This window comes from Azotobacter chroococcum, from assembly GCF_004339665.1.
Lineage (GTDB): Bacteria > Pseudomonadota > Gammaproteobacteria > Pseudomonadales > Pseudomonadaceae > Azotobacter > Azotobacter chroococcum.
Window position 1 is genome coordinate 109,180 of sequence record NZ_SMMU01000001.1, and the last position, 18,853, is coordinate 128,032.

The 18,853-nt window shown below is 62.0% G+C and carries 18 protein-coding genes; all 18 read left to right on the forward strand.

All coding sequences use genetic code 11. From position 1 onward, the window contains the following. Nucleotides 1-113: 113 nt before the first annotated feature. The 18 genes from EV691_RS00455 to EV691_RS00545 all read left to right on the forward strand — a co-directional run bounded on the left by EV691_RS00455 (nt 114) and on the right by EV691_RS00545 (nt 18,829). Entirely contained in the window at nt 114-1,052 is a 939-nt protein-coding gene (locus tag EV691_RS00455) for an ATP-grasp fold amidoligase family protein (RefSeq protein ID WP_131298017.1), read from the forward strand. Between the two features lie 95 nt (nt 1,053-1,147). Beyond that, on the forward strand, nt 1,148-2,128 hold the full coding sequence (locus tag EV691_RS00460) for a glycosyltransferase (protein ID WP_165496534.1): 981 nt from the start codon (nt 1,148-1,150) through the stop codon (nt 2,126-2,128). An 862-nt stretch (nt 2,129-2,990) separates the two neighbouring features. Then, entirely contained in the window at nt 2,991-3,341 is a 351-nt protein-coding gene (locus EV691_RS00465) for a hypothetical protein (RefSeq protein ID WP_131298014.1), read from the forward strand. 195 nt (nt 3,342-3,536) lie between these two features. Continuing rightward, on the forward strand, nt 3,537-3,962 hold the full coding sequence (locus EV691_RS00470; RefSeq protein ID WP_131298012.1) for a hypothetical protein: 426 nt from the start codon (nt 3,537-3,539) through the stop codon (nt 3,960-3,962). Between the two features lie 199 nt (nt 3,963-4,161). After that, on the forward strand, nt 4,162-4,590 hold the full coding sequence (locus EV691_RS00475; RefSeq protein ID WP_242672515.1) for a histidine phosphatase family protein: 429 nt from the start codon (nt 4,162-4,164) through the stop codon (nt 4,588-4,590). 772 nt (nt 4,591-5,362) lie between these two features. After that, nucleotides 5,363-6,685: a UDP-glucose dehydrogenase family protein gene (locus EV691_RS00485; RefSeq protein WP_131298008.1), complete on the forward strand. Its 1,323-nt coding sequence runs from the start codon at nt 5,363-5,365 to the stop codon at nt 6,683-6,685. Between the two features lie 34 nt (nt 6,686-6,719). Beyond that, nucleotides 6,720-7,631 carry a glycosyltransferase family 2 protein gene (locus EV691_RS00490; protein ID WP_131298006.1) on the forward strand — a complete coding sequence of 304 codons (912 nt, stop codon included), beginning with the start codon at nt 6,720-6,722 and terminating at the stop codon, nt 7,629-7,631. A gap of 34 nt (nt 7,632-7,665) precedes the next feature. Further along, nucleotides 7,666-8,496 (forward strand): glycosyltransferase domain-containing protein, encoded by an 831-nt coding sequence (locus EV691_RS00495; protein ID WP_131298004.1) that lies wholly within the window; start codon nt 7,666-7,668, stop codon nt 8,494-8,496. Between the two features lie 39 nt (nt 8,497-8,535). Beyond that, a complete protein-coding gene (locus EV691_RS00500; RefSeq protein ID WP_131298002.1) occupies nt 8,536-9,501 on the forward strand; it encodes a glycosyltransferase family 2 protein in 966 nt (321 codons plus the stop codon). After that, complete coding sequence (locus tag EV691_RS00505; protein WP_131298000.1) at nt 9,498-10,640, forward strand: glycosyltransferase; 1,143 nt, start codon at nt 9,498-9,500, stop codon at nt 10,638-10,640. Before EV691_RS00500 ends, EV691_RS00505 begins: the two co-directional genes overlap by 4 nt. Then, nucleotides 10,609-11,739: a glycosyltransferase gene (locus EV691_RS00510; protein WP_242672514.1), complete on the forward strand. Its 1,131-nt coding sequence runs from the start codon at nt 10,609-10,611 to the stop codon at nt 11,737-11,739. The genes EV691_RS00505 and EV691_RS00510 overlap by 32 nt, the downstream gene beginning before the upstream one ends. Then, nucleotides 11,736-12,989, forward strand: coding sequence for a glycosyltransferase family 4 protein (locus EV691_RS00515; protein WP_131297998.1), 1,254 nt, complete (start codon nt 11,736-11,738; stop codon nt 12,987-12,989). The genes EV691_RS00510 and EV691_RS00515 overlap by 4 nt, the downstream gene beginning before the upstream one ends. Beyond that, a complete protein-coding gene (locus EV691_RS00520) occupies nt 12,986-14,071 on the forward strand; it encodes a glycosyltransferase family 4 protein (protein WP_131297996.1) in 1,086 nt (361 codons plus the stop codon). Before EV691_RS00515 ends, EV691_RS00520 begins: the two co-directional genes overlap by 4 nt. Nucleotides 14,072-14,086: 15 nt before the next feature. Continuing rightward, nucleotides 14,087-15,304: a hypothetical protein gene (locus tag EV691_RS00525; protein ID WP_131297995.1), complete on the forward strand. Its 1,218-nt coding sequence runs from the start codon at nt 14,087-14,089 to the stop codon at nt 15,302-15,304. Further along, nucleotides 15,301-16,425: a glycosyltransferase family 4 protein gene (locus EV691_RS00530; protein WP_131297993.1), complete on the forward strand. Its 1,125-nt coding sequence runs from the start codon at nt 15,301-15,303 to the stop codon at nt 16,423-16,425. Before EV691_RS00525 ends, EV691_RS00530 begins: the two co-directional genes overlap by 4 nt. Further along, nucleotides 16,425-17,021 (forward strand): sugar transferase, encoded by a 597-nt coding sequence (locus tag EV691_RS00535; protein ID WP_131297991.1) that lies wholly within the window; start codon nt 16,425-16,427, stop codon nt 17,019-17,021. The genes EV691_RS00530 and EV691_RS00535 overlap by 1 nt, the downstream gene beginning before the upstream one ends. After that, nucleotides 17,018-17,635 carry an acetyltransferase gene (locus EV691_RS00540; RefSeq protein ID WP_131297989.1) on the forward strand — a complete coding sequence of 206 codons (618 nt, stop codon included), beginning with the start codon at nt 17,018-17,020 and terminating at the stop codon, nt 17,633-17,635. The genes EV691_RS00535 and EV691_RS00540 overlap by 4 nt, the downstream gene beginning before the upstream one ends. Nucleotides 17,636-17,653: 18 nt before the next feature. Beyond that, nucleotides 17,654-18,829 carry a DegT/DnrJ/EryC1/StrS family aminotransferase gene (locus EV691_RS00545; protein ID WP_131297987.1) on the forward strand — a complete coding sequence of 392 codons (1,176 nt, stop codon included), beginning with the start codon at nt 17,654-17,656 and terminating at the stop codon, nt 18,827-18,829. Nucleotides 18,830-18,853 lie beyond the last annotated feature (24 nt).

Below are 18,853 nucleotides of genomic sequence, written 5' to 3' on the forward strand. Positions count from 1 at the left end.
TGACAGGTTACTACCACTTCAACCTAACCCGGCACCCTGTCTCGCAAGACCTAGCCACCTGAATGCGTAAAAGCTTGCTAAAGATCAACATACACAGTACGTACGATAGAAAAATGCCAAGCATCAAAGCATCGCTCAGGGAAGTGCTTCCCTACAAGGCTCTCATCTTTCACAGGAAAGCCCAGAAACTCCTGGATCTGATCCTTCCCGAACCGATCTTCTATCAGCGGCGCTATTTCATACTCCATGGAAAGTTTTGCAGCTTCAAAGAGCCCAGGCGTTTTTCCGAGAAAATCTTCCATAGGATGCGCTATCCTTCCCCTATATTTTCCATCCTGGCCGATAAGGTTCGCGTCCGCGACTACATAGAAAAAACCGTGGGCGGCCAATATTTGGTTCCCACCTATCTTGTCTGCGAACAAGTGACGGTGAAAACCCTCGAAACGCTACCCGATAGCTTCGTGATGAAAGCCAACCACAGCTCCGGGCAAATCAGAATTGTCACCGAAAAGCACAAGGAGGATCTGGAGGCACTGGCCCGGATGGCCAATGACTGGCTGAAAAAGGATTTCTCCAAACTGGCCAGAGAAAAACATTATGCCAGCATCCAGCCGAAAGTCATCTTCGAAAAGGCCTTGGTCTCCAATGACAAGCCACCGGACGATTACAAGATCAACGTATTCAACGGTGAAACCGGCGGCCCCCCTTATGTATTCATACAAGTCATGCAAGGCCGGTTTGCGAACTTGACGCAGAATCTGTTCCTCGAAGACTGGTCCGTTGCCCCCTTCAAGCGTGTTGAAAAAAAAGCCGGCACAGACCCGCGCATACTGGCCCCTCCCAGACAACTTCCGGAAATGCTCGACATCGCCAAAAGGCTGGCGGCCCCCTTCGGCTATCTGCGCGTGGATTTCTATCTGTACGATGGAAAAATATACATCGGCGAACTGACCATCACCCCGGGTGGAGGCGGCTATAGACTCAGCCCCCCCGAATGGGACCTGATATTGGGCGACCGATTCGGCTGGCCCGAAAAACCGCCTCCGGCCTGAACGACATCCCCCTCAAAACTGCAGCGAGCCGTCGAATACCCGTAAGGCAAAGGCATTCGCACCCCGATCCAGGCAAAAATACAAGGCGATTCATTGTGAAAATCTCAATTGCCATCGCTACCTGCAATGGTGCCCGACACCTGCCGGGACAACTGGATAGCTTTATCCGACAGAAAAAACCACCTCACGAAGTTGTGATATGTGACGATGGATCCAGCGACTCGACCATGGCGATTCTTCACAAATTCCAAAAGAACGCCCCATTCGAGGTAAGAATCGAACAAAACCCGAACCGACTCGGCTACAGGAAAAACTTTGAGAAAGCCATTTCGCTTTGCACCGGCGACTTCATTTTCCTGAGCGACCAGGACGACTACTGGTTCGATACGAAAATTCTGGAGATGACCAATCTGTTTTCAGCTCGACCGGACATTTACGTCATTTACACCGACATGGTCATCACTGACGAAAATCTCACTCCCTCTCGGCAGACACAGTTGGGCAATATCCTCGCCCTTGGCTGCAGAGCCGAAACCTATGTCTCTGGGTGTGCCACGGCCCTGCGCCGAGACTGGCTTTCCATCGTGCTTCCAATGCCTACGGAAGTCGCGGCCCATGACACCTGGATCCACAACCTGGCCTCGGCCCTTGACGTTCGGGCTCTTTGCCTGCCGCCGCAACAGTATTATCGCCGCCACGACAAGAATGTATCCCAGTGGCGTGCCAGCAAACCTGAACAAATGAATTCACTCGACTCCATCAGGATCTATGGGCTTGCCGACAAGACTGCGGCCTGGCGCCGGGAACTCAAAAGAACATGCTGGACCCGAAAGCGGCTGCAGGAAAGCACGGAAAACCTGAAAGCGCTGGGACTATTGTCACGACAAGCGACAGCCATACAGAAGCTGGACCGCAGAATAAGCGCACTGGAAGCCAGAATCCAGAACAACACGCAAAATCGGCTGAAACGCTTCCCCAGGATAATGAAGCTCTGGCTAAGCGGCGATTACAACAACTTCTCCGGATGGAAGAGCGTACTGAAAGACATTATCCGCCAACAATCGAATTACTCGTAATCAGCCCAACTCCGAAACACCCCTGGCAATGAACATGAACCGTAAGTAGCACGGCACTGGTCCACTCCACCATAAGTAAGTGCCTGAAGAAAAATAATCCGACATTTTCTCGACGCATGCCCACGCAAGTCCCTGAAATACCTGGGCTTGCGTTGGCATAGGCAGCGGAAATCCAGGAAAATTTCCTTTCATGTACTTAACGCCCCGAAACGGTCATCACGACCGCGAAACCCTCGGCCTAGACAGGAAGAGCGAGCATGACCAGAAATATTATCCACCACGCCTGCTCGGGTAGTTATGCACCAGTTGGTGTCTAATAGTAGTTAACCAACAATATCCACCATTGGGCGTAGGGAAACGTAAATGATGTGGAATCAATCGCCGAAAAACCGAAAAAAACAGTTATACCCAGCACGGGGCTCCGGCGGAGCATAACGAAGTTAATGCACACGCCGGAGCCCCGTGCTGGGGAAGAGGCAAATTTTTCGATTTTTATTGCGCTTGAGCGCCTACCCCATTTACAGCCCGCTGCGCGGGACGGAGTGTATTGTCGGCTAACTAGTCGCTCAAACACACACTCGCAAAAAGCGCGCGAGCGGTGTTTAGCTCCATTACGTTAGGTCTGGTCTTGATTTCTGTGGGCTCTGTACTTTAATTACCAGCACCGTGCTATTTTTGGCTTTGCCAACGTGCCAGTTCTGGTAGTTCCATTTTTAGGCGTTTAGGTTTGTGTCCTGTGTTAGTTTGCAGCTTACTTTTCTGAATGGCTCTGCAACTTTGGTGGGGTATTTTGGTTATTTGACAGGGGGCATTGGTATTCCCCTAATTCAGGCATTAAGCGCTCACAAATAGGAAAACACAAATGACTGACATTTACTTTGACATTCCTTTCTTTAAAAGTCTTACCTCATGTGAGGGGTGGGACATAAAGAATAACTCAGGAACACACTATCATGTTGCCAGAGCATTCTTTCGCTTGAATTCGAGACATCTTTCTGGGCCAGCAAGTATTGGAAAAAAGTTTGACGTATTAGGAAAACCAGAGGGAATGACTAAAGAGCGAATAAAAACGGTTGAAATCGAGACCGAAATATTCCAACAAACTGAAACTATTGAAAAATCAATAGTTGAAACTGAATCAATCGCAAAAATATTAAATGAACTTACCGGGCATTTTGGAGATGGAAAAACTTTAAGGTTGGAGGGAGAATAAATCAGGAGCAATCATCTAAAGTGAAAAATATTTTTAATGCCGAATTCAAAACAACAAACTCATCAAGAAGTCGTCAGCTTGTCAGATATGAATTCAAAGATACAGTGCCACTAGATTTTAAAGATCGTGTATGCGGAGTAGAGACTTATCAAAAAAGCTTAGCAATTTTATATTTGATTCAAATTGATTTTTTAAATGTCAAGTACGAGAAAAAACTCTTCGGGCTGCGAAAAAAAAATCAAAAAATATCCCTTCCCAAACAGCTACAAAGCGCAGCATCCGAACATTATAAAACTTGGGGTTCCTCTTGCAGCTATTGAGTATTGGTCACTGCTTCCAGAAAGCTCGCTAATAATTAAGGATTCAGATTACAATCCAGACGTGCTAGATGACTCTGAAATAATAATAAGCCCCCCTGATCCAACAATAAAGCACCGCCCTTACTGGAGCACTCTAGTAATCCCTAGCTTATATCAACTTGCTAACGTGGCTTTTCCAGTAAAATGGATAAATCTAAAAAACTTGAACTCTACAAAAGAAGAGTTAATGAAAATTGAATTGGGAGAAGCAGAACAAACAGCCTGGTGGTTTACGCATGGCCCAGGTAGAAACCATGCCTAATAATAGTTAGGTGCTGGAGAGCCGGGTGGCTAGGAACGATTCCATCTAAGCCATGAAATATTGGAGGCGAGCTATGTTAATTATTTGCATCACCCATGCAGACGCGCGCCGAACTAAAGCATCACACATATTCCGAAGTCTGACCGAGCAGGGTCGAGAAGAGGTGAGGCACGCTGCCAATCGGTTTCAAGAACTCGCGATGAGAATCCTACGAGATCAATACGATAAAAAGCTAAGCATCGAAAGAATACTGAGTTCACCCAAGGCCCGCTGCATCGAAACCGCCCTCCTGTTTGCGGATGAGCTACGGGATCTCACGAAGACGTCTGACATCAGCATTAGCGAGAAGCTGGATGAGAAACAAGACGGAATATTAACTTCTGAAGATTTGGTCTCAGTGATTCGCAACGAGAATTCCCAAGCAATATTGATTGCATGTCACGGTGACCTTGCGAACGCTCTGCCGCCATCTGCACTACGTTCACAAGAGAATCAAGGTGGTTGGTTCAAACAACGTCCGGTATTTGCACTTATCGATTATGATCCTGAGGCGGGATGGGAAAGCGCAAAAGTGTTGTGCTGCGAGGGCTATGAGGCTTCGCCATGGAAAAACCTGTCAGTCTTCTAGTCGTTTGCACCTAACTCGGCACTGCACCTGACGGAGATTTCGCTACGCTTCATCCCCGCAGGTGAGTTTTAGCGTTAGATACCCAATGGAGAACACTCCCATCCGAGAGAATCTCATCCAAGCGCTCTCACGCAGTGATGAGTCCACACGCACTGTACGTGCGGAAAGGATCGAGTGGCTTGCTCAACACGACTCCCGTCCTGCAAGCCTACTTCGGGGCAGTAGACACACTCCGTCTCGTGGAAGAGGCGCGCGCCTGCTTCATTAGCGGCCACTTTGTAGCTTCTGTTCTGCTTTCAACATCGTTTGTCGAACATACTCTCGCGGATGAATTCAATGAGCTCGACCTCATCAAAGGCAAGCCCACTCTTGAGTATATGATTAAACTAGCGCGAGAGCACTTGGGCTTGCCTAGCGACCTTCTTCATGAGAAATCCGGGCTAGAACACTAAATTTCTCGAAAGTGGCGGCCGCAAAAACTGAGTGCAACACCCGACCGTTTCGGCAAGGTATTGCACTCAGTTTTTGCGGCCGCCCACCCCTAGTGGCCTGTTTGGTTAGTTCAGTTAGTCAATTTCGGCGCCCATGGCCCCGATACTGCGTTGCCACCCCTCGCCATAGCCCTGCTATGACTCGTCGCGGCGCCTTGTCTCGGAACCATGGTCATCCGAACTTGAGTTAACAAACTAACCGCACAGGCCACTAGCAATCAACATGAACCGTAAGGAAGCACGGCACCGGTCCATTCAACGCATATAAGAGAAGGATAACCATGAAAGTCACCGTATTCGGAATCGGCTACGTCGGACTGGTGCAAAGCACCGTTCTGGCGGAAGTGGGTCACGACGTGCTGTGCGTCGATATCGACGAGGAAAAGATCGAGCGCCTGAGCCAGGGCCATGTGCCCCTGTACGAGCCGGGTCTGGAAACGCTGGTCCGGGAAAACCATGCCGCCGGCCGCCTCAACTTCACCACCGATGCCGCCGAGGGTGTCAGGCGCGGAGAGGTGCAGTTCATCGCCGTCGGCACCCCCGCCGACGAAGACGGCTCCGCCGACCTGAGATACGTGCTGGCCGTGGCGGAAACCATCGCCGAACACATGGAGCGCCACCAGGTCATCGTCGACAAGTCCACCGTTCCGGTGGGCACCGCCGACCGGGTCGCCGCCCGCGTCGCCGAGATCCTCGCCCGCCGGGGGCGCGAGGAGCTGACCTTCGCCGTGGTGTCCAACCCCGAATTCCTCAAGGAAGGCTCGGCCGTCGCCGACTGCATGCGTCCCGACCGCATCGTCATCGGCACCACCAGCCGCGACGCCGAGGAAGTGATGCGCGAGCTGTACGCGCCCTTCAACCGCAACCACGAAAAGATCATCGTCATGGACCCGCACAGCGCCGAGCTGACCAAGTACGCCGCCAACTGCATGCTGGCGACCAAGATCAGCTTCATGAACGAAATGGCCAGCCTGGCGGAGATGCTCGGTGCAGACATCGAGATGGTCCGCCGCGGCATCGGCTCCGACCCGCGCATCGGCTACGACTTCATCTACGCCGGCGCCGGCTATGGCGGCTCCTGCTTTCCCAAGGACGTGCAGGCGCTGATCCGCACCGCGGAGAACATCGACTTCGACGCCAAGTTGCTGAGGGCGGTGGCGCAGCGCAACAAGGAACAGAAGACCAGCCTGTACAAGAAGATCAGCCACCACTTCGAGGGCGACCTGCAGGGCCGGACCTTCGCCATCTGGGGACTGAGCTTCAAGCCCAGGACCGACGACATGCGCGAAGCGCCCAGCCGCACCCTGATGGAGGCGCTCTGGAACGCCGGCGCCCGGGTGCAGGCCTACGATCCGGAAGCCATGGAGGAGGCCCAGCGCCTGTATGGCAACCGCACCGAGCTGACCCTGTGCGGCACCAAGGAAGCCGCCCTGAAGGATGCCGACGCCCTGGTGATCGTCACCGACTGGCAGGCCTTCAAGGCCCCGGACTTCGAGTTCATCAGGCAGCAACTCAGACAGCCGCTGATCTTCGACGGGCGCAACCTGTTCGAACCGGGACGCCTGCAGAGAAAAGGCATCACCTACTACTCGATCGGCCGCTGAGTGGCGAAGACGTAATTCGTCAAGGTTGCAAGGCATGCGCTCGAATCCCTTGGTCAGCATTTACATTCCGACTCACAACAGGGCCGAAAAACTCGAGCGCGCCTTGCGGTCGGTACTTAACCAGACCTATGAAAATTACGAAATATTGATATGCGATGATGGCTCCACGGATAAAACGTGCGGATGGATTTCGAAACTGGCCGAAGACGATCCCAAAATCCGCTATTTCAGAAATCCAGACCCACGCGGTGCCTGCAGTGCACGCAACCTGGGAATCTTCGCCGCCCGCGGTGAATTCATTACCGGCCTGGATGACGACGACGAATTCCTCCCCGAGCGGCTTGAACGCCTGCTCCAGGTCTGGGACGACCAATACGCTTTTGTCTGCAGCAATTTCCTGAGCAAAAGGCCCGACCAGGAAGCCAAGCCGTACTACGCCGCAGAAGAGTGCCGACTCACGCTCCAGCAACTGCTCTTCAAGAACCTGGCCTCCAATCAGGTACTGACCAGGACGGTTCGGCTGCAAAACATCGGCGGCTTCAGGGAGGGCGTCAGACGCCTGCAGGACTGGGACACCTGGCTGCGGCTGTGCAGCAGATACGGGGGAAAATTCTATCGGGAACGAACGCCTCTTTACATCATGCATCACGATCACGAAGTCGATGCACTGCGAGTATCCCGAAACATCACACTGGATATAGCTCTCGAAGAACTGTGCGAAAGAAACAAGGATATTTATGACGAGACATCCAGTTATCTCCTGACCTCTTACGCAAGACTGATCAGAAAGGAGTTCTCCCTGACAGACATGTGGAAGAACACGCTGTACAAGAAAAACACCACGCCCATACGCGCCTACGTGCGACAGCACATGAGCAAGTGCCGAAACAGACTGAGCCCCCTTCTGCACCAGACACTGAAAAACCTGGGACTCAAGCCGGACTGAGAAAAACCTTACACCACTTCAAGAACCAATCGACATGGACCAGACCAGCACAGCCATACGCAAAAAAATAGCCATATATACGGCTATAACGGCAGGCTACGACCATCTCGAAGAGCCGACCTACAAGTCCACAGCAGAAAACATCGACTACCTGGCTTTCACCGACTGCGATATCCGCTCCCGATTCTGGAAGATAATTCCTCTCGATGACAAGTACTCGCACCTGGACAGCGTCAGGAAAGCAAGAAAGCTCAAGATAATCGGACATCCGGCCCTCGACGATTACGACTACACCCTATGGATAGATGGGAATATCGACATAATAGGCAACATCAATGAGCTGCTCCATCTGCTGGACGAGCATGACCTGGTTACCTTCAAGCACCCCAGCAGAAACTGCATCTACGATGAGGCCATGGCCTGCCTGAGGCGCAAAAAGGATTCTATCGATGCCGTGAAGGAGCAAGTCGAATTCCTGAAAAGACAAGGCTACCCGGAAAACAATGGACTGATTGAAAGCAACGTCCTGCTCAGAAAAAAGACCGCAGCACTGGAACAGGCCATGAACGCCTGGTGGGAAATGGTGCTTAATCGAAGCCGGCGAGACCAGCTTTCCTTCAACTATATAGCATTCAAGCACAACCTCAACTTCACTGTCATGGGCGACGACAACGCACGCGGCAATAGCAAATACTTTTCCTTCCGGGAAAAACATCTCCGCCGCCCTCCGGCCGAACGCTATTCCTGCCACTACCGTTACTCGACGTATCGGGCGACATTCTACATGCGCAAAGCCTGCAGAAAGATAATCAGGCACCTGACCAGCCTGATCTACATCGGCCCCAATGGCGCACAATCGAAATAAGCGGATAACACAACTAATCACAGGACTCTCAAGCAAGCCATGAAAATTTCCATTGCCATGGCCACCTACAATGGATCGCGCTATCTGCCGGAGCAGCTGGACAGTTTTCTCCGCCAGACCCGGCAGCCCGATGAACTGGTGGTCTGCGACGACTGCTCCCAGGACGGGACCCTCGCCATCCTGACGGACTTCCAGAAGCGGGCTCCGTTTCCCGTGTTCATTTCTCGGAACGAAAAGAACCTGGGCTTCATAAAGAACTTCGAGCGGGCGCTCTCGCTGTGCACGGGAGAAATCATCTTCCTGAGCGATCAGGATGATGTCTGGCTGGAAAACAAGCTGGAAACCATAGAAAAGACCTTTCTTGCCCACCCCGAAAAAATGATCGTCACCAACGATCAGAGAATTGCCAGTCAAGACCTGCAATCCTCCACCGGCACCACCCTGGAAAACATCCGCGCCCTTGGCCTTGAAAAGTCCTACATGAAAGCCGGCTGCTGCACGGCGCTCAGAAAATCCTGGCTCGAAGTCGTGCTGCCCATTCCGGTCGAGATCGGAACGCACGATGCCTGGATCAATAGCATCGGTGACTTCTGCAAACTCCGGGTGATCGTGGAGCAGCCGCTGCAGATTTACCGAAGACATGAAAAAAACACCTCGCACAGCCTCACCAGCAGCGCCGGAAAGCTCTCCCGGCTGAGCAAGCTCACCCACTACGGCATCCGGGATGCCAGCGGCGGCTGGAAGCACCAGATAATCGCCACGAACCTGTACATAGGCAGGCTCAAAAAAAGGGCTCGCCAATTGAAGGCCCTGGGCGCCGGCGAATTCGTCGAGCAAACGATTGCCGCCCTGCAAGGCAAGCTCCCGGCACTCGAAAAACGTCTCGAGATCGCCTCGCGCCCGCGCTGGCGCCGCCCTCCGGAACTGCTGCGCTTCTGGCTGTCGGGCGGCTACCGGAATTTCGCCGGCTGGAAAAGCGCCCTCAAGGACATGGTCCGGCCATGACGCTCGCCACCCAGCGCCCATCGGTCCTCCACCTGCTCACCTCGCTGAATTTCGGTGGCGTCGAAAAGCGCATGGAGCTTCTGGCCGAACAGCCCACGGGGGACATGCAGCACCTGTTCTGCGCCATCGGCGGCGGCGGCGCTGCGGAGCGTCGCCTGAAAGCCCTGGGAGCCCCGGTCCAGTGCCTGCAGCAGCCGGTGAGGATTCCCAGCCCGGCCGCCATCCTCGCCCTGTTCCGGCTGTTCCGGCAGCTGCGCCCGACGGTGGTGCACAGCCATGGCGCCGAGGCCAATTTCCACGGTCTGATCGCCGCCCGGCTGGCCGGCGTGCCGGTGCGGGTCGGCGAGGAGATCGGCATCCCGGCGCACAGCGGGCGGGCTCGCCGGGTGTTCCGCCAGCTCTACCGCTGCGCCCACTGCGTCATCGGCATCTCCGATGCGGTGACCGGCTGGCTGGTCGAGAGCGGCGAGGTGCCGCCGGCCAAGGCGGTACGGGTCTACAACCCGGTCAAGCTGCCGGTCGAACGCAGCGGGCAGGCCGCGACGCCGGGAGCGCTGCGCGTCGGCTTCGTCGGCCGCCTGGAAGCCGTCAAGAACCCCCTGGCGCTGGTCGAGGCCGCCGACCTGCTGCTGGCCCGCGGCATTCCCGTGGAACTCTGGCTGATCGGCGAAGGGCGCGAGCGCGCACGCCTCGAAGCCGCCATCCGCGCGCAGGAACTGGACGAGTGCGTACACCTGCCGGGCTACCAGCCGCATCCCGACGAGTACGTGCGCCAGTGCCATGTCTACGTCCAGCCCTCGCGCTCCGAAGGCTTCGGCCTGGCGCTGGTCGAAGCCATGGGTTGCGGCGTTCCGGTCATCGCCACCGCAGTAGGTGGCGCGCCGGAGATCGTCGAACCCGGCGTTACCGGCTGGCTGCTGCCGGAAACGACACCCAGCGCCCTCGCCACTGTCCTCGAAGAAGCCTGGCGGCTCGGCCCGGAGCAGCTGAGGGCCATGGGCCTGCGGGCCCGGAGCGCGGTCGCGGGGCGCTTCGAGCCCGCCGAGTACAAGAGCCGGCTGGAAGCCCTGTACCGGCAATTCGCTCCTCGCAAGGCCAAAGGCGAACATGGACAAGATACGGATTCTGCACTGTCTTGAGACGGTCGGCTCCGGCGGCGTCGAACAGCGTCGCCTGACCCTGGCCCGCCAGCTGGACAGCGCGCGCTACGAGCAGTCGCTGGTCTGCACCAAGGCCGTGGGCGCCCTGCCGGCGCGCTTCGCCGAGGCGGGCTGCCCGCTGCATGCCGTCGGGGTGTTCCGCGGCGTGCTGGACCGCGAGCCCTACCGGCAGGCCCTGCGCGTGGTGCGCGAGTTCCGCCCGCACATCATCCACGGCGCGGTGTTCGAGGGCGTCTCCCTGGCCACCATCCTCGGCCGGCTCGCCCGGGTGCCGGTGATCATCGGCGAGGAAACTTCCGACCCCGTCAACCGCCGCTGGCGCGGTCACCTGCTGCTGCGTCTGCTCGGCGCCCTGAGCCACCAGATGGTGGCGGTGTCCCCCGCCGTCGAGCAGTACCTGCTCAGGCGCCTGCATCTCCCGCGCAGCAAGGTCACCCTGATCAACAACGGCGTGGCCGAGATGGCGCCGCCCGACGAGAACCAGATCCGCGCGCTGCGCGAGCAGTTCGAGCTGGCGCCGGAACACTTCGTGATCGGCACCGTCGGCCGCCTGCTCGATCGCCACAAGCGCGTCAGCGACCTGATCCGGGCGCTGGCCGCGCTGCTTCCGGCCTGCCCCGAGGCGCGCCTGCTGATCGTCGGCCGCGGGCCGGACGAAGGCATGCTGCGCGAACTGGCCGGCCAGCTCGGCGTCGCCGCCCAGGTGCGCTTCGCCGGCTACCAGGCCGATCCGCAGCCCTGCTACGCGCTCATGGACGTCTTCGCCCTGGCCTCGGCCATGGAGGCCTTCGGCCTGGTGCTGGTCGAGGCGATGCAGGCCGGACTGCCGGTGGTGGCGACCCGGGTGGGCGGCATCCCCGGCGTGGTCGACGAGGGCGCAAGCGGCCTGCTGGTGCCTCCCGGCCAGCCGCAGGCGCTCGCCGAGGCCATCCTGTCGCTGCGGCGCGACCCCGCCCGGCGCCAGAGCATGGGACGGGCCGGCCAGGCCCTGGCCACAACCAATTTCGGCGCGGAACGCTACGTCCGCGACGTCGACCACCTCTACCGGCGGCTCGCCGCGCAGCACATCGGCCCATGAACATCCTCTTCGTCACCTGGGACGGCCCGCAGGTCACCTACCTGGAAAGCCTGTTCCTGCCGATCTTCCAGCGCCTGGCCGGCATGGGGCTGCACGTCCATGTCCTGCAGTTCACCTGGGGCGACGAGCCGCTCATCGAGCAGCGCCGCCAGGCCTGCCGACAGGCCGGGCTGGCCTACCGGGCGCAGCGGATCTGGCGCCGCCCCCGCGCCCTCGGCGGCCTGCTGACCGCGCTCGAGGGCGCCCGGCTGATCCGCCGGGCGATCTGCGAGCAGCGCATCGACGCGGTGATGCCGCGCAGCACGCTGCCGGCCCTGGCCACCCTGCTGGCGCTGCGCGGCCGCGCCGTGCCGATGGTCTTCGATGCCGACGGCCTGCCCCTGGACGAGCGCGTCGAGTTCGCCGGCCAGTCGCCGTCCGGCCTGATCCAGCGCCTGCTGCGCGACGTCGAGGCCCAGGCCGTGCGCCAGGCCGACCGCGTGCTGACCCGCTCGCGGCAGGCGGTGGAGATCCTCCTGGCTCGGGCCGGCGCCGGCATCTCGCCCGGCAAGTTCCAGGTGGTCGGCAACGGCCGCGACACCGAACGCTTCAGCCCGGGAGACGTAGCCTCGCGCCGGCGGATGCGCGAACAGCTGGGGCTGGCCGCCGAGGCGCCGCTGCTGGTCTACGCCGGCTCGCTCGGCCCGCAGTACTGCCTGGAGGAAATGTTCCACCTGTTCGAGCAGGTCCGGCAGATCCGCACCGATGCACGCCTGCTCGTCCTGAGCGGTTCGCCGGAAGCCCTGCAACCCCTGCTGGAGCGCTTCGCCGCGCTGGCGCCGGCGGTGTCCAGCCTGAGCCTGCCGGGACATGCGGTGCCGGCCTACCTGGCCTGCGCCGACCTGGGCCTGGCGCTGCGCCGGAGCAGCTTCTCGATGCGCGCCGTGGCGCCGATCAAGCTCGGCGAGTACCTGCTCTGCGGCCTGCCGGTGCTGGCCAGCCCCGGCATCGGCGACACTGACGCCATCGCCGCCAGCGCCGGACGGCTGCTGGCCGGGCTGGACGACGCCGAGCTGGCGCGGGCGGCCCGCTGGTTCTGCGACGAGGTCCTGCCGCAGCGGGAGGGCTTGCGTGAGCACTGCCGGAACACGGGCCTGCGCCACTTTTCCCTGGAAGCCTGCGCCAATGCCTATGCGGCGGCCCTGATGCCCCTGCGGACGCCCGTGCAGGCGCCGCTGCCCGACGGCCGTCCCTGCGGAGAACCGAGATGAAGATCCTCCTGCTCACCCGCTACCCGCGCACCGGCGCCAGCAGCCGGCTGCGCACCCTGCAGTACCTGCCCCACCTGCAGGCCGCCGGCCACGAGGTCAGGGTGCAGAGCCTGTTCGACGAGGCCTGGCTGGAAAGCCTCTACCAGAGCGGCCGGCGTTCGCCGCTGCGGACCGCGGCGCTCTACCTGCGTCGCCTGACGGCACTCGCCAGGGCCGGCGAGCACGACCTGCTGTGGATCGAGAAGGAGCTCTTCCCCTACCTGCCCGCCTGGGTCGAACTCCGGCTCGGCACGCCCTGGGTGGTCGACTACGACGATGCGCTGTTCCACAACTACGACCTGGCGAAGAACCCCCTGGTGCGCCGGCTGTTGGGCGGCAAGATCGATACGGTCATGCGCAGCGCCAGCGGCGTGATCGTCGGCAACCGCTACCTGGCCGAGCGCGCCCGTGCTGCCGGCGCGGCCCGGGTGGCGATCATTCCCACCGTGGTGGACCACAACCGCTACCGGCCACGGATCGTGGCGCCGACCGCGCACCCGGTGATCGGCTGGATCGGCTCGCCGTCCACCCAGAAATACCTGCTGAACATCCGCGAGCCCCTGCAGCAGGCCTGCCGCCGGCATGGCGCGCGCCTGCTGCTGGTCGGCGCCACAGCGGAGATCCGGAGCTGCCTGCCCGGCATCGAGGTGCAGCTCGAACCCTGGAGCGAGGAGCGCGAGGCGGCGCTGATCCGGCACATGGACATCGGCATCATGCCGCTGCCCGACGGCCCCTGGGAGCGCGGCAAGTGCGGCTACAAGCTGATCCAGTACATGGCCTGCGGCGTGCCGCTGGTGGCCTCGCCGACCGGCGCCAACCGGGAGATCGTCGAGTACAGCGGAGCCGGCCTGCTCGCCGACTCCAGCGAAAGCTGGAGCGACGCCCTGTCCCGGCTGCTGACCTCGGCTTCCGAGCGGGAACGGCTAGGCCGGGCCGGGCGCCAGGCCGTGGAGAACCGCTACTGCCTCCAGCGCCAGCTGCCGGTACTGCTGGAAACCCTGGCCGCGGCGCTTCCTGCCGCCGGCAAGGCCTTGGCCCATTGATCGGAGAGGATAGCCATGGCACTGGTTTCCACCGCCTGGCACGTGATCAGCGCCCTTCTGGTGTTTCTCGCCGGCGCGCTCCTCATCACCTGGGCCGGCCGCCATTTCGGCACCGGCTCGCGCCGCAGCCTGGCCCTTTACGCCTGGCACACGCTGTTCTGCCTGGTCTACTGCTGGTATGTCCTGAAATACGGCGGCGATGCCATCGGCTATTACCGCACGGCCCGCGGTGGCACACGCTACTTCCATGTCGGCACCTACGGCGTCGTCTACCTGACCCGCCTGCTGATCGAGGGTCTGGGGGTTTCCCTGCTCGGCGCCTTCCTGGTCTACAACCTCTTCGGCAGCCTCGGCCTGCTGGCCTTCGACGCCAGCCTGCGCGTCGTCACCCGCGACAAGTCGCGCACGCTCCGCCGGCTGGCCACCCTGATCGTGTTCCTGCCCTCGGTGAGCTTCTGGTCGGCGGGGATCGGCAAGGACGCCCTGTCCTTCCTCGCCACCGGCCTCGCCCTGTGGGCGGCGCTGGACCTGCAGCGACGCATCCCGCTGATCGCCATTGCCATCGCCATCATGCTGCTGGTCCGCCCGCACATGGCCGGCATGCTGATCATGGGGGTGAGCCTGGCCCTGCTGCTGCACCCCGGGACGTCCCTGGCCAGGCGGGTGCTGCTGGGCAGCGTCGCGCTCGCCGTGGCGGCGGCCCTGGTGCCCTTCGGGCTGGAGTACGCCGGGGTGAGCAGCCCCGACACCGAAGCCTTGATGAGTTATGTGGAAGGCCGCCAGGGACAGAACATGCAGGGCGGCGGCGCGGTGGACATCTCCTCGATGAGCCTGCCCATGCAGCTGTTCACCTACCTGTTCCGCCCGCTGCCGTTCGAGGCGAACAGCATCTTCGCCCTGGCCGCCGCCGTCGACAACATGATCCTGCTCTACCTGTTCGTCATGGGCGGACGCGCCATGCTGCGCCACCCTGGCCGGCGCTACCAGGAGAACCGCCTCTTCCTCTGGAGCTATGCGCTGATCGCCTGGCTGATGCTGGGCATGACCACGGCCAACCTGGGCATCGCCCTGCGCCAGAAATGGATGTTCACGCCCATGCTGATCCTCCTGCTCCTCTCGGCACTCGGCACGGTGCGCCAGCAGGTGCGTCCAACGAGCCCGCCGCTGACGCCGGTCATGCAGATCTACCAGCGCTACGGCATCCGTCCCGGACAGCAGAGGCGCGAGCCATGATCTTCCTGCTCGTCGCCGGCTTCGCCGACTCGCTGCTGGCCTTCCGCGGCCCGCTGCTGGAAACCCTGCTCGCCCGCGGCCTGGAAGTGCACGTGGCGGCGCCGCAGCTGGCGCCCGGCTGTCCCCTGCGCCTTCGCCTGGAGGCGCGCGGCCTGCGCGTGCACGACCTGCCGCTGCGCCGCACCGGCATGAACCCGCTGCAGGACTGCGCCACCCTGCTGCACCTGTGGCGGCTCAAGCGGCGCATCCGCCCGACCCACGTCCTCGGCTACACCGCCAAGCCGGTGATCTACGGCTCGCTGGCCGCCGCGCTGGCCGGGGTGCCGCAGCGCTTCGCACTGATCACCGGGCTGGGCTACGCCTTCACCGGCGAGGATGGGGAGCGCGGCGCCCGCGGCCTGCTGCACGCCCTGCTGCCGCGCCTCTACGCCCTGGCGCTGCGGCGGACCCACAAGGTGTTCTTCCAGAACCCCGACGACCAGGCGCTGTTCCGCGTCCAGGGCATCCTCGGTCCGGCGACGCCCTCCTGCGTGGTCAACGGCTCCGGCGTCGACCTGCTCGAATACCCCGTCGCGCCCGTGCCGGCGCGGCCGCACTTCCTGCTGATCGCCCGGCTGCTGGGCGACAAGGGCGTGCGCGAATACGCCGCGGCGGCGCGCCAGGTGAAGAACCGCTGCCCCTCGGCGGTCTTCGCGCTGGTCGGCTGGATCGACGACAATCCCGACGCCATCGATCAGGCGGAACTGGATGGCTGGATCGCCGATGGCACGCTGCGCTACCTCGGCCGCCTGGACGACGTGCGCCCGGCGATCGCCGCCTGCAGCGTGTACGTCCTGCCCTCCTATCGCGAGGGCACCCCGCGCACCGTGCTGGAGGCCATGGCCATGGGCCGCGCGGTGATCACCACCGACGCGCCCGGCTGCCGCGAGACGGTGGTCGACGGCGACAACGGCTTTCGCGTGCCGGTGAAGGCGGTGGACGAACTGGCCCGCGCCATGCAGCGCTTCATCGAGGAGCCGGGGCTGGCCGCGCGCATGGGCGCCCGCTCGCGGCAGCTGGCCGAGGAGAAATACGACGTGCAGCGGATCAACGCCCGGCTGCTGCAGGAGATGGGGCTGTGATGCCCAAGCGCCTGTTCGACCTCCTCGTCGCCACCACCGCCCTGCTGCTGCTCGCCCCGCTCTTGCTGGTGCTGGCCTGGCTGGTGCGCCGGCGGATCGGAACGCCGGTGCTGTTCCGCCAGCTGCGTCCCGGCCTGCACGGCCGGCCGTTCGAGCTGCTCAAGTTCCGCAGCATGCGCGAGGCGCTGGACGAGCGCGGCCGGCCGCTGCCCGACGCCGAGCGCCTGACGCCGTTCGGCCGCTTCCTGCGCGCCAGCAGCCTCGACGAGCTGCCGGAGCTGTGGAACGTGCTGCGCGGCGACATGAGCCTGGTCGGCCCGCGCCCGCTCTTGATGGAGTACCTGCCGCTCTATACCCCGGAACAGGCCCGCCGCCACGCGGTCCGACCCGGCATCACCGGCTGGGCGCAGGTCAACGGCCGCAACGCCCTGAGCTGGGAGGAGAAGTTCCGTCTGGATGTCTGGTACGTGGACCACCGTTCGTTTCGCCTCGACCTGCGCATTCTCCTGCTGACCCTGAAGCGGGTGCTGGCGCGCGAGGGCATCAACGCCGAAGGCGAGGCGACCATGGCACGGTTCACAGGGAGCAAATCATGAAAAGACTGGCCATTCTCGGCGCCAGCGGCCACGGCAAGGTGGTGGCGGATACCGCCGAACGCTGCGGCTGGCGCTCTGTGGTGTTCTTCGACGACGCCTGGCCGAAGCGCCAGCACAACGGCTCTTGGGTGGTGATCGGCAACGGCGCGGTGCTGTTCGACGCCCTGGCCGGTTTCGACGGGGTGCTGGTGGCGATCGGCGACAACCGCATCCGCCAAGACCGGCTGCGCCGCCTGCGCGACGCCGGGGCGCCGCTGGTCACGCTGATCCACCCGGCGGCGACGGTCAGCCCCCACGCGCGGCTCGGCGAAGGCTCGGTGGTGTTCGCCGGCGCGGTGCTGAACGTCGATGCCCAGGTGGGGCCGGGCGCCATTCTCAACACCGCCTGCAGCGTCGACCACGACTGCCGCCTGGGCGAGGCGGTGCACGTCAGCCCCGGCGCGCACCTGGCCGGCGGCGTGCAGGTCGGCGACCTGAGCTGGATCGGCATCGGCGCCAGCGTGCGCCAGTCGCTGCGCCTCGGCCGGCGGGTGATGGTCGGCGCCGGCGCGGCGGTGGTGACCGACGTGGCGGACGACACCACGGTGGTCGGCATCCCGGCGCGACCGCTCTGAACGCGAGGGTTTGCGAAGATGCAGGACAGCCCCTTCTCCCCCTGGCCCAGCTTCACCGAGGAAGAGGCCGACGCCGTGCGCGCGGTGCTGCTCTCCAACCGGGTCAACTACTGGACCGGCGAGCAATGCCGCGAATTCGAACGGGAGTTCGCCGCCTGGAGCGGCTGCGCCCACGCCATCGCCCTGGCCAACGGCACCGTGGCCCTGGACGTGGCGCTCAGGGCCCTGGGCATCGGCCCGGGCGACGAGGTGGTGGTGACGCCGCGCAGCTTCTTCGCCTCGGCCGCCTGCATCGTCAACGCCGGCGCCGTGCCGGTGTTCGCCGAGGTCGACCGCGACTCGCAGAACATCACCGCCGAGAGCATCCGCGCGGTGCTGACGCCGCGCACCCGGGCGCTGCTCTGCGTGCACCTGGCCGGCTGGCCCTGCGACATGGCGCCGATCATGGCGCTGGCCGAAGCGCGCGGCCTCAAGGTCATCGAGGACTGCGCCCAGGCCCACGGTGCGCGCTACCGGGGCCGCTCGGTGGGCCGCCTCGGGCATGTCGGCGCCTGGTCGTTCTGCCAGGACAAGATCGTCAGCACCGGCGGCGAGGGCGGCATGCTCACCACCGACGACCGGGCGCTGTGGGCGCGGATCTGGTCGCTCAAGGACCACGGCAAGAGCTGGGAAGCGGTCCACGCCCGCCGGCATCCGCCGGGCTTTCGCTGGCTGCACGAGAGCTTCGGCGGCAACGGGCGGATGACCGAGATGCAGGCGGCGCTCGGGCGCATCCAGCTGCGCCGGCTGCCCGACTGGCATGCAAGACGGCTGGCCAACGCCGAGCGCATCTGGCGCTGCGCGCGGGGCCTGCCGGCGTTGCGCGTGCCGGAGCTGCCGGCGGACATCGAGCACGCCGCCTACAAGTGCTACCTGTTCGTCGAACCGCAGCGGCTGAACGACGGCTGGGACCGCGAGCGCATCCTCGCCGAAATCGTCGCGCGCGGCGTGCCCTGCTTTTCTGGCAGCTGTCCCGAGCTGTACCTGGAGCGGGCCTTCGAGGGCACCCCCTGGCGGCCGGCCGAGCGCCTGCCGGTGGCCCGCGAACTGGGCGAGACCAGCCTGATGTTTCTCGTCCACCCCACCCTGAACGACGCGGAAATCGAGCGGACCTGCGCGGTGCTGGGCGCCGTGATGAACGAGGCGGCCCGCTGAGCCTGCCGACGGCCCAAGCATTCT

Excerpts from the sequence above, each read along its gene's own strand:
- EV691_RS00505 (WP_131298000.1), top strand. The coding sequence starts at position 9,498 with ATGACGCTCGCCACCCAGCGCCCATCGGTCCTCCACCTGCTCACCTCG.
- EV691_RS00530 (WP_131297993.1), top strand. The coding sequence starts at position 15,301 with ATGATCTTCCTGCTCGTCGCCGGCTTCGCCGACTCGCTGCTGGCCTTC.
- EV691_RS00515 (WP_131297998.1), top strand. The coding sequence starts at position 11,736 with ATGAACATCCTCTTCGTCACCTGGGACGGCCCGCAGGTCACCTACCTG.
- EV691_RS00525 (WP_131297995.1), top strand. The coding sequence starts at position 14,087 with ATGGCACTGGTTTCCACCGCCTGGCACGTGATCAGCGCCCTTCTGGTG.
- EV691_RS00545 (WP_131297987.1), top strand. The coding sequence starts at position 17,654 with ATGCAGGACAGCCCCTTCTCCCCCTGGCCCAGCTTCACCGAGGAAGAG.
- EV691_RS00495 (WP_131298004.1), top strand. The coding sequence starts at position 7,666 with ATGGACCAGACCAGCACAGCCATACGCAAAAAAATAGCCATATATACG.
- EV691_RS00510 (WP_242672514.1), top strand. The coding sequence starts at position 10,609 with ATGGACAAGATACGGATTCTGCACTGTCTTGAGACGGTCGGCTCCGGC.
- EV691_RS00535 (WP_131297991.1), top strand. The coding sequence starts at position 16,425 with ATGCCCAAGCGCCTGTTCGACCTCCTCGTCGCCACCACCGCCCTGCTG.
- EV691_RS00475 (WP_242672515.1), top strand. The coding sequence starts at position 4,162 with ATGAGAATCCTACGAGATCAATACGATAAAAAGCTAAGCATCGAAAGA.
- EV691_RS00465 (WP_131298014.1), top strand. The coding sequence starts at position 2,991 with ATGACTGACATTTACTTTGACATTCCTTTCTTTAAAAGTCTTACCTCA.
- EV691_RS00540 (WP_131297989.1), top strand. The coding sequence starts at position 17,018 with ATGAAAAGACTGGCCATTCTCGGCGCCAGCGGCCACGGCAAGGTGGTG.
- EV691_RS00500 (WP_131298002.1), top strand. The coding sequence starts at position 8,536 with ATGAAAATTTCCATTGCCATGGCCACCTACAATGGATCGCGCTATCTG.
- EV691_RS00490 (WP_131298006.1), top strand. The coding sequence starts at position 6,720 with ATGCGCTCGAATCCCTTGGTCAGCATTTACATTCCGACTCACAACAGG.
- EV691_RS00520 (WP_131297996.1), top strand. The coding sequence starts at position 12,986 with ATGAAGATCCTCCTGCTCACCCGCTACCCGCGCACCGGCGCCAGCAGC.
- EV691_RS00485 (WP_131298008.1), top strand. The coding sequence starts at position 5,363 with ATGAAAGTCACCGTATTCGGAATCGGCTACGTCGGACTGGTGCAAAGC.
- EV691_RS00470 (WP_131298012.1), top strand. The coding sequence starts at position 3,537 with ATGTCAAGTACGAGAAAAAACTCTTCGGGCTGCGAAAAAAAAATCAAA.
- EV691_RS00455 (WP_131298017.1), top strand. The coding sequence starts at position 114 with ATGCCAAGCATCAAAGCATCGCTCAGGGAAGTGCTTCCCTACAAGGCT.